The organism is Fibrella musci (assembly GCF_041321105.1).
Taxonomy (GTDB): domain Bacteria; phylum Bacteroidota; class Bacteroidia; order Cytophagales; family Spirosomataceae; genus Fibrella; species Fibrella musci.
Genome location: NZ_JBGGWD010000001.1, coordinates 231,204 through 245,269, shown reverse-complemented (window position 1 = coordinate 245,269; position 14,066 = coordinate 231,204). Strand labels below are relative to the sequence as shown.

The 14,066-nt window shown below is 56.3% G+C and carries 8 protein-coding genes; all 8 read left to right on the top strand.

All coding sequences use genetic code 11. The features are described 5' to 3' along the window. Positions 1-69 precede the first annotated feature (69 nt). Positions 70-2,028, top strand: coding sequence for a sensor histidine kinase (locus tag ACAW74_RS01010; RefSeq protein WP_370696321.1), 1,959 nt, complete (start codon positions 70-72; stop codon positions 2,026-2,028). A gap of 295 nt (positions 2,029-2,323) precedes the next feature. Next, positions 2,324-5,197, top strand: a complete 2,874-nt coding sequence (locus ACAW74_RS01005; protein WP_370696320.1) for a PAS domain-containing protein — start codon at positions 2,324-2,326, stop codon at positions 5,195-5,197. 207 nt (positions 5,198-5,404) lie between these two features. Continuing rightward, complete coding sequence (locus ACAW74_RS01000; RefSeq protein WP_370696319.1) at positions 5,405-10,261, top strand: PAS domain-containing protein; 4,857 nt, start codon at positions 5,405-5,407, stop codon at positions 10,259-10,261. Between the two features lie 342 nt (positions 10,262-10,603). After that, entirely contained in the window at positions 10,604-10,816 is a 213-nt protein-coding gene (locus ACAW74_RS00995) for a hypothetical protein (protein ID WP_370696318.1), read from the top strand. A 60-nt stretch (positions 10,817-10,876) separates the two neighbouring features. Continuing rightward, on the top strand, positions 10,877-11,017 hold the full coding sequence (locus ACAW74_RS00990) for a hypothetical protein (protein ID WP_370696317.1): 141 nt from the start codon (positions 10,877-10,879) through the stop codon (positions 11,015-11,017). 13 nt (positions 11,018-11,030) lie between these two features. Continuing rightward, the gene (locus tag ACAW74_RS00985) at positions 11,031-11,516 is read left to right on the top strand and encodes a hypothetical protein (RefSeq protein WP_370696316.1); all 486 of its coding nucleotides are present in this window, start codon (positions 11,031-11,033) and stop codon (positions 11,514-11,516) included. A gap of 218 nt (positions 11,517-11,734) precedes the next feature. Then, the gene (locus ACAW74_RS00980; protein ID WP_370696315.1) at positions 11,735-13,402 is read left to right on the top strand and encodes a Na+/H+ antiporter; all 1,668 of its coding nucleotides are present in this window, start codon (positions 11,735-11,737) and stop codon (positions 13,400-13,402) included. Between the two features lie 153 nt (positions 13,403-13,555). Further along, complete coding sequence (locus tag ACAW74_RS00975; RefSeq protein WP_370696314.1) at positions 13,556-13,987, top strand: BLUF domain-containing protein; 432 nt, start codon at positions 13,556-13,558, stop codon at positions 13,985-13,987. Positions 13,988-14,066: the final 79 nt, after the last annotated feature.

The window sequence follows — 14,066 nt, the reverse complement described above, 5'->3', positions numbered from 1 at the left end:
CCGAGTTATGGCTATATTCGTAAGTCACGACGTACCTAAATCCCGTAACTGATTCGTACCCAATTCGCTATGCATACAACGGCTGCCTGCTTCTTTCCCTACGGTCCGGCTGGATGGCGCGTCGACCTATTCAGCAATGCCATAAAGACCTGCCTGAGGGGCTGGGTAGGCTCATGCTGCCTATGGTTATTGACGGGCATCGTTGGCGGAACCGTGCAGGCGCAGAACGACAGTCCGGCGGGTCCGTCGGCTACGTCGACAGCCGACGTCAGCCAACTGAAAATGGCGTTGAGCCAACCAGTCCGCACGGTTGAGCAGGCCGATTCGCTGCTGGCTGTTAGCCGTCAGCTGGCCTACGTACCTGGCGAAGTGGTGGCGCTCTGCCAACTGGCCCTGCAACGGGCGCCGCAACAGCCCGAAGCGGCTCAGGAGCTATTGCAGCAGGCCGAACGGCTGGCGCCACAAATCAGCAGTTTCAGAGAGGCGAGCTGGGCAATGGGCCGGGTGGCGCGCCTTCAGGGTCGTCACGGTCGAACCAATCCCGAACTGGCCACGCGTTTCGGCGGCATTCTGAGCGCGCTGGGTAAGGCGCTGAGCAACAGTAAGCCCGTCGAGCAAATTGCCGAGGCGGCCCGGCTATCGGCCGAAGCAGCCCTGGCTCCTTGGCAAAACGCCGTTCCGCGCCGCGCGCCACGCCCTAACGAACTCGATTACCTGACCATCCCGCCACTGCCTCCGGCGAGCTCTATACGTGGCCGAAATGGCCATTATCGCTCCGATTTTATGGAGCAACTGATCGACAGCTTGATCCGATCGCGCGTGACGAGCCCGCAGGTGGCCCGTCAGTTAAGCACCCGCAAGCAACTGCGCGATTCGAGCCGGAATCTGAGCAACGCCTACGCCCGGGAGGGCGATTACGTGCGGGCCTATCAGTATTACCTGCAATACACCGCCTATAAAGACAGCCTGGCGGCCGAGGCTACCAACCGGCGAATCGCCTCGCTGCGCTACCAGCAAAATCTTCAGAAAAAAGAAACGCAGATTCAGTTGCTGACCAAAGACCGGCAATTGCGCGATCAGGAAGCGCAGCAACAACAACTCTTTGTATTGGCGCTGGTGGGCTGCGTGGCGCTGTTGCTGGCGTTTGGAGCGGTGATGGTGCGCAACAACCGGGCAAAGCAACGGGCCAATCAGCAGTTGAATGAGCAGAAAGAAACCCTCCAGAAAACGCTCACCGACCTGAAAACGGCGCAGGCGCAGCTCATCCACGCCGAAAAGATGGCCTCGCTGGGCGAACTGACGGCGGGCATTGCCCACGAGATTCAGAATCCGTTGAATTTTGTCAATAACTTCTCCGAAGTCAGCAGTGAACTGGTCAGCGAACTGATTGACAGTCGGCAGCAACCCAACCGGGATGAGGAACTGGAAAGCGAACTCCTCGCCGATGTACAGCAGAACCTGCAAAAGATCAATCAGCACGGCAGCCGGGCGGCGACCATCATCCGGGGCATGCTCGATCATGCGCGCCCTACCGGCGGCGAAAAACAACGGGTCGACCTGAACGCGCTAATCAGCGAATACCTGAAGTTGTCGTATCATGGGTTCCGCGCCACCGACGAAGCGCTGACGGTGCAACTGACCACCGATCTGCAACCGGGGCTATGTCTGGTGAGCGGGGTGCCGCAGGAACTTGGCCGGGTATTGCTGAACCTGTTTAACAATGCTTTTTACGCAGTGCAGCAACGCCAGAAAAAAGCCCCGACCGACTATCAGCCTAATGTAACGGTGCGGACCAAACAGGTGGGACAACAGGTGCAGGTCAGGGTTCGCGACAACGGTATGGGCATTTCGGCGGCCAATCAGCCGAAGGTGTTTCAGCCCTTTTTTACAACCAAACCCACCGGGCAGGGGACGGGGCTAGGCCTGTCGCTTAGCTACGACATCATTACCAAGGGCCACGGCGGAACCCTGACGGTAGCCAGTGAAGAGGGCGTTTATACTGAACTGACAATTATGTTGCCTGTTTAACTACGATGACGTGTATACAGTAGCGTAAGCAAGAATTGTAGGCTTTATTGCGCTTACGGGTAAACATTTGTTTTTAATTTTCAGTCAGTTTAACGTAGATGTATGTAATTGTGCTCGCGTTGGCTCCAGCTCGATGCCGATAGGGCTAAGCAGGGCCTGCTGTCGGCCTTCCCACTGCGGAGGCTTTCAGGCTGATTTCGACTAGGCGGTGGGCGCATACAGGCATGTCGACGAAGCCAGTCAGGATGGTTGACCCGCCGGCTGATACACTTTTTACGGATCACTTTTGGTATTCATGACCGGCAACCAACCGTCTTTCGACTATAGCAAGCACCTTACCGAGCGACTCGATATTGATTTTGTCCTGGAGGCAGCCGGGTTGGGCATCTGGGAAATAAATCCCAGCACCAACCAGGTTGTCTGGGACGCCCGCTGCCAGGCACTGGCGGGACTCCAACACCACGAGGTTATCCCATTTGACGAAGCCATCCAGTACATTCACCCGGACGATCGTGACCGGGTGACGATAGCCATTCAGTGGGCCATGACGCCTGAGTCGGGCGGCCGGTTCAACCAAAGCTATCGGACCGTCGGCGCTGATGGTGGAAAGGTGCGCTGGGTACGTTTCTGGGGGCAGAGTTCCTTCAATGCCGCCGGAGAATTGTTTCGGTTTGCGGGTGTCGGTCAGGAAGTAACGGCGCAGGTTGAAGCGCGTCGACTCCTCGAAGAGAGCGAAGCCCGGTTTCGTTCACTGGTGGAAGAAGCACCGGTGGCCACCTGCCTTTTTGTGGGGCGGGAGTTACGTATCGAAGTGGCGAATAGCCAGATGATCGGGTTCTGGGGAAAAGACGCAACGGTATTTGGGCGCCCCCTTGAGGAAGCCGTTCCGGAATTGAAAGGACAACCCTTTTTAGCCATCCTGGACCACGTTTTTACCACCGGTGAAGCATACGAAGACAGAGGCGCACGGGCCGAACTGGTGGTCGATGGCGTGCTGGGTACGTATTATTTCGACTACACCTACAAACCGCTGCGGAATGCGCAGGGTGAGGTGTTTGGGATCATGGATATGGCAGTCGACGTCACCGATCAGGTGCTGGCTCGGCAACAGCTGGAAGAAAGTGAGCTTTTCGCGCGTAGCCTGTTTGATAACTCCCCCGTGGCCAAAGCTGTACACGTGGGGCAGGATATGCGGATTCGAACCGCCAACGCGCAGATGCTGAGCATATGGGGCCGGGACGCGTCGGTCATTGGGTTGCCCTTCATGGATGCCCTGCCCGAACTGCGCTCGACGCCCCAACTGGAGCGGCTACGGCACGTGCTGGCTACAGGCGAACGGTTTCGTCAGCCGGAAGAAAAATTCGATCTGATTCGGTACGGTAAACCCTACACGGGTTATTATGACTACACATTCGAAGCCCTCCGCACCACCTCCGGGGCCATCTACGGGGTTATGAGCGTCTGTACCGAAGTGACGCATCAGGTACTGGCCCGGCAGAAGATCGAAGAGAGTGAAGCCGCGCTGCAATCGGCCATCGATCTGGCCGAGCTGGGTACGTTCAGTGTCGATGTCGCTACCAGCCAGCTAACGCTGTCGCCTCGCCTGGCCGACTGGTTTGGGCTACCACAGGTAACGGATGTATCGGCTCTACTGGCGGTCATTGACGGAAGCGATCAGGAGCAGTTTTACATGGCTTTTACGAATGACCTCCGCTCGGAGGTTGCCGGTGGTTATGAGGGGGAATATGCCGTCATCAACCCGATCAGCGGGCAGAAGCGCATCCTGCATACCACCAGTCGGACGGTCTGGAATGCGGAAGGACAGCCGGTGCGCGTCGACGGAACGGCCCAGGATGTTACGGCCCAGCGCAAATTGCAACTGGCGCTCAAGGAACAGGTCAGGCAACGTACCCAGCAACTGGCCGACGCCAACCAGATACTTGAAATAAGCCAGCAGCGACTCGTGAGCATCTTCGAGCAGGCGCCTGTCGCTATCGCTTTGCTGGAAGGCCCCGATTATCGAATCAAGCTGGCCAACGCAACGATGCAGGCGATCTGGCAGCTCCCGGAAGGGAAAGACATCGTTCTCAATGAGCCCGTGTTTGAGGCGTTTCCGAATATTGCCGGATTGGGGTTGGAGGAACTGCTGGATCAGGTACGTCGAACGGGCGTTCCCGTGAGCGGAAATGAGCAGCCAGCCGTATTCGTGCGGAATGGAACGCCCGAAACTGTGTATATCAATTTTGTGTATGCGCCAATTGCGCACTCCGATGGGAGCGTGGATGTGGTGGTGGCTGCTACGGAGGTTACCGAGCAGGTCGTGGCCCGGCGGCGGATCGAAGAAAGCGAGGAACGGTATCGTCGGCTATCCGAACAGCTAGCCGTCAGCAACAAGGAATACGCGGCCCTGAACGAAGAACTGGAAGAAGCCAACGAATTGCTGGTTCGCTCGAACGATAACCTCCAGAAGTTTGCCTACATCGCCAGCCACGATTTGCAGGAACCGCTTCGCAAGATCCAGCAATTCGGCAACCTGCTGAAGCTGCGCTACGTAGGCGCTGAAAGCGACGGGCTCGACTACCTGGAACGGATGCAGGGGGCCGCCAGCCGCATGTCGCAACTAATCAAAGATTTGCTGGATTTCTCGCGCATTTCCACCCAGCGGGACACCAGTGCGGCGGTTTCGCTGGATGAGATTGTGAACCGGGCATTATCGACCCTGGAACTGACCATTCAGGAAACCGGCGCTCAGCTACAGGTAGATCCGCTGCCGGTTATTTCGGGCGATGCGCTGCAATTGGGGCAGCTATTTCAGAACCTGTTGAGCAACGCCCTGAAATTCCACCAGCCCGATACACCGCCCCACGTTACTGTGCGTGCCAGTCTGGTGCCGATGGCCGCGTTGCCTCCTACGGTAAAACCCAACCGCCTGACGGCCACCTACCACCGCATCGACGTGGTTGATGATGGCATCGGCTTCGATGAAAAATACCTGGATCGTATTTTTCAGGTCTTTCAACGGCTGCACGGCAAGAGCGAATTTGCGGGTACCGGTATCGGCCTGGCAATTTGCGAGAAAGTGGTGGTCAATCACGGCGGTGGCATTACGGCAAGCAGCCAGCCTGGGCAGGGAGCTACTTTTAGTATCTACTTTCCCGTAAATAAATGATCACTTAAGCCGTCATATAGACTATGCCGTCACTGGACAATTGGTTAGTTTTCCTGTGGTTTAACTGATTTATTTTAACTACGGAAATAGCTGGTCAATACGGCCTGCTGAGGTTTATGATAGCTAATTGATAGGTGTATCTAATTTAGGCCTCACACTACCGGAAAAGGGCCTATTTTTGATTTCCCAACGTTAGCCTACATTTCCTTGACATCGTCTGCCAATTATTATCCCTTCCTGCGAGGTGGGGGCCAGATGGGTGAACTCACTCGCACCTTGGATTGGTCCCAGACAACGCTTGGCACCCCGGATACCTGGCCGCAAAGCCTGCGGGCCACCCTAAGCATCCTGCTCAACTCCACGTTTCCCATGTTCCTGTGGTGGGGGAAAGACCTCATTCAGTTTTATAACGATGCCTATCGCCCAAGCCTGGGCTATGACGGGAAGCACCCCACGGCGTTGGGGCAGGCGGGGGAGGCGTGCTGGCCCGAGATCTGGCCCACGATCAAACCCCTGATTGATCAGGTTATGGCTGGAGGTGATGCCGTCTGGCGGCAAAATGAGCTTGTTTCTATTTATCGGAACGGGCGGTTGGAGGATGTCTACTGGACCTTCAGCTACAGCCCTATCTACGACGAAACCGATCGGGTGGCCGGTGTGCTGGTCACGTGCGAAGAAACAACGCAGCAGGTGTTGGCGTCGCGGCGGCTGAACCTGAGTGAAGGGCGGTTTCAGCGACTGGTTGAGCAGGCACCCGTGGCAGTGGCGCTGCTGAGTGGCCCCCAGTTTGTGATTACACTGGCCAACGAACGTGTGCTGGACTACTGGGGCCGCGACCGTAGCCAGGTCATGGATAAGCCCCTGTTCGACGCACTGCCCGAAGCCCGTGGGCAGGGTTTCGAAGCGTTGCTCTCGGGCGTTTACACCACGGGCGAACGGTTTGTAGCCAAAGAGCTGACCGTCATGATGAAGCGACATGGGGTGCTGACTCCCACCTACGTCGACTTTGTGTATGAGCCTTTCTACGAAGACGATGGGCGCATCTGCGGGGTGCTGATGATTTGCACCGAGATCACGGAACAGGTGCAATCCCGCCAGAAAGTGGAAGCCAGTGAAGCCCGCTTCCGCTCGCTCATTGAAGAAACGCCGGTAGCAACAGCCTTATTCCGGAGCAAAGACCTGATCATCGAGCTGGCCAATGAGGTGATGATCCGATACTGGCAGAAAGGATCGGAAGTGGTTGGGAAACCCTATCGCGAGGCCGTACCGGAACTGGCCGGGCAAGGTTATTTTGAAAAACTGGAAGAGGTCTTCGATACGGGCGTCGAATACCATGCAACGGGGGGGCGGGCAGACATCCTGGAGAATGGTGTTTTGCAGACCCACTATTACAATTATTCGTTTACCCCTCTGTTTGACGCAACGGGTGCCGTCTACGCCGTGCTGAACATGGGCAACGACGTAACGGAGAGTGTACTGGCGCAGCAACGTATCAACGAACATCAGAACCGCCTGCTGGCCTCCTTTGCCGATATGCCGGTGGGACTGGCGATAATCGCCGGGGAAGCGCTCGTTTTCACGATGGTGAATGCATTCTATGCAATGCTCACCGGCCGTTCGACCGAGGCGTTGCTCAATAAGCCCCTGCTGGAGACGATGCCTGAGTTGACCGGGCAGGGGTTTGATGAGCGCCTCAAGGAGGTGATGGCAACGGGTAAGCCGTTTATGGGCAAAGAAGCCCCGGTTGAGATACGCCGAAATGGACAACTGGAAACAATCTATGTCGATTATACCTACCAGCCGCAGCGCGACGAAGCTGGCACCGTTTCTGGCGTACTCGTGGTGGTGATCGACGTGACGCAGCAGGTACTGACGCGACGCGGTGTGGAAGAAAGCCGTCGGCATTTGCTCGCGATGTTCGACGAAGCGCCGGTGGCGATTGCGACCGTTACCGCGGCAGATGAGTTGGTATTTCAGTCGGCGAATACGTTCTACAGTGAGCTGGTTGGTCGCCAGCCTGACCAATTGATCGGCGCACCTATGCTGACAGCCCTGCCCGAATTGGTTGGCAAGGGTTTCGACGATCTGCTACAGCGTGTTATCCAAACGGGTAGTCCGTTTATGGCGCAGGAAGTGGCGGTCGAGTTGGTGCGGCACAGTCAGCTGGAGACCCGATACGTCAACTTTACCTATCAGCCGATCCGCGATACCAACGGACAGACCATGAGCGTGCTGATTGTGGCAACCGACGTCACGCAGCAGGTATTGGCGCGCCAGCAGGTAGAAGCGAGCGAGGATAAACTCCGTAGCCTTATTGCCGCAGCCCCGGCGGGCATCGGCCTGTTTGTTGGGCGCGACCTCATCATTGAGCATCCAAACCAGACGTTTATCGACATCGTAGGCAAGGGGCCTGGTGTGGCCGGACTACCGCTGCGGGAAGCGATGCCCGAACTACTCACCGAAGGGCAGCCGTTTCTACAAATCCTGGATGATGTATACACCTCCGGTGTGCCGTTTATATCACCTGCCTCGCTGGTGAAAATCAGGCAGAACGGCGTGCTCAATGATAATTACTACAACATTTCGTACACGCCCGTCCGAAATACGGCGGGGGAGGTATACGCTATCCTGGACATAGCGATCGACGTAACGGCTCAGGTTAAGGCACAACAGGCGCTGGCCGAGAGCGAAGCACACCTGCAACTCCTGCGCGATACGGTTCCGGCCATGATTTTCTACCTGGATGCCGAGCAGCGCTACCAGTCCTACAATAAGGTCTTCATGGAGTGGTTTGGGGTCGACGCCGAAGGGGCACTTGGTCAGACCGTCCGGGCATTTCTTGGGGAAGCAGCCTACCAGAAATCGTTGCCTTACCTAACCCGGGCCTACGCGGGTCAGCAGGTACGGTACGAAATGCACGCGCCCACCCGAATGCCGGGTGGCCGGTGGCTGAGTATCGTTTACACGCCTCACAAAACGCCGGAAGGCGCTGTCATCGGCGTTATTGTACACGCTACCGATATTACCCTGAACAAACAGTCCGAAATCGACCTGCGTGAAAGCGAGGCCCGGTTTCGCTCGCTGGTCGAGAACACGCCGGATGTGATCACCCGTTGGGATGACCAACTCAGGCTTGCCTTTGCCAACGAAGCTTTTGCCCAAAAAATAGGGGAGCCGCTAACGGCTCTGCTGGGCAAGAAACATGACGAGATGGGCCAGCCTGCGTCGGTAGCGCAGTCGTACATGGACGTGCTGCAAAAAGTGCTGGACACGCAGGTGTTGCAGGAGTATTACAACAGTAGTCCGGAGCCCGATGGGCGCGTGGTGGCCTACCACTCACGGCTGGTGCCTGAGCTGGACGAGGCTGGTCGGGTCGAAAGCGTCCTGTCCATTGCGCGCGACATCACAGACATCAAGCGCAATGAAGATCAGATCAACGCGATTTACAACAACGCACCGGCGGCGATCGGGTTGCTTGAAGGCCGCGAAATGGTGATCCGGCGTCCTAATCAGACGTTCATTCACATGATGGGGAAGGGGGCTGGCATTGAGGGTAAGCCCTTGAAAGAGGCCCTGCCCGAGTTTGTTCAGGGGAAACAGGCCGGAAAACCGTTTCTGACGCTATTGGATGAGGTGTATGCGTCCGGGCGGCCCTACCATACCGACGAAACGCAACTGATGCTTTTTCGGGATGGGGTCATGACCAACGACTACTACGATCTGGCTTATATCCCGCTGCTGAACGCGGAGGGCAGGACCTACGCAATCGTGGTGTTTGCGCTGCTGGTGACCGAGCAGGTGCAGGCCCGGCAGCAACTGGAAGAAAAGGAAAAGGCGTTGCGCAATGCTGTTGAACTGGCGGAACTCGGTACCTGGACGATGGAGATCGAAACGCGCACGATCCGGTTTTCCCGCAAGCACGCCGATATGCTTGGCCTGGATGCCGACGAGATGCCGTATGCCGACGTGCTTGCCATCATCCACCCCGACGATCACCTCCGTGTGCGCGATGCCTTTATCGATGCCGTCAAGCCGGGCGCCGATGGTAAATACGAAACTGAGTATCGTGCCATCCATGCGAAAACCGGGCGACAGCGGATTATTCACTCATTGGGCGAAACCTACTTTGAGGATGGACGACCGGTGCGGGTTGCGGGGACAGCCCAGGATGTGACGCTGGAACGTGAGCTGCAACTGGCGCTGGAACAACAGGTGCAGCAGCGAACGGAAGAGCTGGCCGCTGTCAACAAAGCGTTGGAAGCGAGCAACCGGGAATACGCCGGGTTGAACATTGAACTGGAGGAAGCCAACGGCCTGCTGCTTCGATCCAATGATAACCTGCAACAATTTGCCTACGTAGCCTCTCACGATTTGCAGGAGCCCCTCCGCAAAATCAAACAGTTTGGTACCCTGCTGAAAGAGCAGTACGCGCCGGCGCTCGATGAAGGTGCCAACGATATTATTCTGCGAATGGCATCGGCCAGCGACCGGATGGCCATCCTGATACAGGACCTGCTGGCCTACTCGCGGCTCACCGCTCAGCCCGCTGCCCGCGAGCCGGTTGACCTGAATCAGGTTGTGGGCCGGGCGTTACTCGATCTGGAACTGGTTGTTGACGAAACCGGGGCGACTATCCACGTTGCGCCGCTGCCAACGGTGTCGGGGTATCCGTCGCAACTGGAACAGTTGGTGCTGAACCTGATCTCCAACGCGCTTAAATTCCGCCGTCCCGAGGTGCCGCCCCTCATCGAGATCCGGTCGGCATTGATCGACGACAGCAACGTACCCAGCCATGTGAAACCGGCCAGTCAGGCCCGGCAATACCATCAGATCGACGTGATTGACAACGGCGTTGGCTTCGATGAGAAGTACCTGGCTCGTATTTTTCAGGTGTTCCAGCGGTTGCACAGCAAGAGTCAGTTTGTCGGTACGGGCATTGGGTTGGCTATCTGCGAAAAAGTAGCGGTTAATCACGGTGGCGCCATTACTGCCAAGAGCCAACCAGAACAGGGGGCTACGTTCAGCGTGTACCTGCCTGCCAACGAGCCCAACCCGGCCGGGTAGCGATAATAGTAGCAGGTAACGTACCCAGAAGCGAATAGAAGCACCTACTGGGTCTGGGGTTGCCTTGAAGCATCCAAGAAGGGGACGTTCAGGTACGTACCTGGCCCGTTGTGCGACTCGTTAGGCAGTTAAGAAACAATTTTACAAATTCCGTAAATAAAGTTTAATCCTTTTGCCCGTAGATGTGTTCCATCAGTACGGCACCGGGCATCCACCGTCGCAATCAGTTGGCGTTCATTCGTTTTCGCCTGTCTGAATCAAGCCGAATCGTTCGGAAATAGGTCATTTTGCCACTAACCTCGGCGCTACGCTTGTCAGAACGGGGTTACTCCCGAACGACGCATGACGATCATTTTCAATTATTTATTCACGGCAACAGGCGATGGGTTCAAAACCAGAGTGCCGCTGCGGTTGCAGCAAGGGCCCGTGTTTGCCCCCGGAATGCCATTGTCCCGCACTGATCTGGATGGCTTAGATCTGCATCAGTGGGAGGGAAAGGCCATCGAGGTATCTATTCAGGAAGCTATCTACACAATCAAAGGATTGGCCGAGTAAGGCTTGTGTCGATCCGTTTTGCTCAGATTACCAGTATCCTAGTTCAAATCAACTACCAACATGAAAGCGAATAAAACACGGTTGTCAATCAGTTTCAATTGGCTCATTCAAATCGTTCAGTGGATGAATATGCCGGAACGCATCTTTCAGCCGGTCGTTACGCCCAACACGATTCGCGCCGGTTGGGAACGGCACAACTGAACACCAATAACACATGACCCCTCAATCCCCCACACCTGCCCCTGATGAGCGCCATCCGTTAACAACGTACCTGGCTCAACTCCATATGCTGTTCGACGCGCCCGTGGCCCAACGCGATTCGGTCGACGATGGCCACTGGCGCGCCGAGTTTGCGCAGCTCATTACCCTTGCCCATGCGGTGCTGGCGAAGGCCAGCCAACAGGGAAACCGGGTTGATTTTACGAGAGGTGTGGGGGTAAATGGGAAAGTACAGGACGTCACTTCGCTGATCGAGTGGGTATTCGCCCGCCTGCCCGAACTGGCCAGGGACCAGCCCGGCGACCGACCTTCGAACCGGCTCAACCGCTATGTCGACGCTGGCGTTGGTTTTTTTGCAAACGGCATCTTATTCAGCGCCGAATTTGATGATGAAGTGACGTACTATGTCGATGATCAGCGCATCTACCTGAAGCATCACATTCAACGGGCCATCGCCGAGGCCGAGGATCATCTTAACTAATACCGGCGCGGCGTACTTAGAGAAGCTGTCTGGTTGCAGCAAAAAGCTGGGTGTTCAGGCGCAATCGCTACTCAAACGGCAGGTTGTCGGTAGTATTAATGGACTAGTTTGACGGGAGGACGGCTGTGTGCGAAGCAATCGCGCAGTAATTTGCCGTGCTTTGGGTATCTGTGGCGTAACGCAACACCGCTGCTGCCTGTAGATAGCCGAAGTCCATCATGAAACCCATTGAGATCATAACCAGCTTATTGGCGCTGACCTCGCTGCTGGCCGTTGTTGCCCGCAAAATCAAGATTTCGTATCCTATTCTGTTAGTAATCGTGGGGTTGGGCATCGGCTTTGTGCCCGGTTTGCCAGCCGTTGCCCTCGAGCCAGACGTTGTATTTCTGGTTTTTCTGCCCCCCTTGCTCTACGGAGCCGCCTGGACGATCAACAACGCCAACCTGAAGCGCTACTGGCGGGCGGTGGGCCTGTTGGCTATTGGTCTGGTGCTGTTCACGTCGACACTCGTCGCCTTGTTTTTTGCGGCGTTGATTCCGGGCTTTTCCATCGCGCAGGGCTTTTTGCTGGGCGCGATCATTGCCCCGCCCGACGCCGTTGCTGCCGCCTCCGTGATGCGAGGGCTGGGCATTCCCAAGCGTGTGAGCACCATTCTGGAAGGTGAAAGCCTCGTCAACGACGCCACAAGCCTTGTCTTGTACCGGTTTGCGCTGGGCGCCGTGCTGACGGGGCAGTTTTCGCTGGTGGATGCCAGCTGGCAGTTCGTCTGGTCGGGTGTAAGCAGCGTAGGACTGGGTTTTGTGGTTGGCTGGCTGATGCAGTACGTACACCGTTCGCTACGCCACGACGCGACCACCAATACGGCCGTTACCCTGCTGATTCCATACGGAGTGTACCTGCTGGCCGAACATATGGCGCTGTCGGGCGTGCTGGCTGTGGTCACCACCGGGCTATTTCTGTCCTGGCGCGACAACTTGATTTTTTCGGATCAGACGCGGGTACAGGCCTACACTGTTTGGGATGTAGTCATTTTCCTGCTGAACGGCCTGGTATTCATCCTGATCGGCCTGCAACTGCCGCATATCCTGAGCGGATTAAACACCCTCGGGCTGGGGCAGGCGCTGTTGTATGCGGTGGCGTTGTCGCTCATCATCATCGTGGGTCGTATAGTGTGGGTGTTTCCAGGTACGTACCTGCCGCGCCTCCTGAGCGCAAAGATCCGGCGGAGCGAACCCCGGCCTCCCTGGCAGGAGGTATCCATTATCGGATGGGCGGGCATGCGGGGCGTCGTATCGCTGGCCGCCGCGCTGGCCCTGCCCGAAACCGTACCGGGCCGCGACCTGATCCTGTTTCTGACGTTCGGGGGCATTCTGGTAACGCTGGTGGTGCAGGGGTTATCGCTCCCCCGGATTATCAGGTGGCTGGGTGTACGCGACGGTGCGGATGAGCACGAACAGGAGCGGGATCTGCGCCGGAAACTAGCTTATAAGGCCATCGCGCACCTGGAAGAAAACCACGCGATCGGCTCATTGCCCGATGCGGCCCTCGCTCAACTTAAAAATAGTTTTGAGCTGAAAATTGATCACCTCAACGGTCGTGTTCGCGCCGATCTGCCGGGCGAAGCACCGAGTGGGCTCTATGAACAGGTGGTTCGGGTACAGCTGGAACTGATTGAAGCGGAGCGGATGGTGGTCGATGAGCACCGCCGTCAGGGCGAGCTGAGTGATGAATTGCTACGAAAGTTGGAAAACGAGCTGGATTATGAAGCGGTGCGGCTGACTTCGACGTTGCCAACCGTCAGCGCGGCCGTTTTCCCGGAAGAGCAATCGGCAGTGTCGTGGTTGTCCAGACTGAAGCGTTACACAGGCCGACCCATAACGCCCTGATCACGACGACCGACCTCGCCGCGTGACAAGTCCGCTACGGTAAGAAATTACGTTGAAGTTAGCTCATTCGTGCTTAGCCTATTTATTTTATGGGTGAAAGGTGCGGGTCGGCTAGCTACTGATCTGATTACCTCGTCTATCGTCTTCTGACCAATGGATTATTGTATCACCTATTTTAGCTCGGCTGTTGAATCAACGTCTGAGCAAGACATCATCGACATTGTCGAATTAAGCCGTGTCAAAAATGCCCGCCTGAACATCACAGGCGTACTGCTTTACATCAATGGAAGCATTGTACAAGTGCTGGAAGGCCCTCAACCCGCTCTTGAGGATCTCTATAAGAGCATTCAGGCCGATGTGCGACATACGAATGTCAGAGCCGTAATCAGCCAGCCGATCAACCAGCGATTATTTAGCCACTGGTACATGGGCTACGAAACGCTGACGGCTCAGCAGTACGAGGAAGTGAATAATATTATTCCGGTAGATACTCAGAAACAGGTAGTTACCGATACTGATCAGCCCGTTATCGTGCGGATGCTGAAAGATTTTTTTGACCTGAATAGCCGAAAAGGGACGCATTGAATCTAAACATTATTCGCGTCCGTTTATTATTAGGGGAGGGCTGTGGTACATCTGCTCTGAGAGTTGTTACTTTTATCAA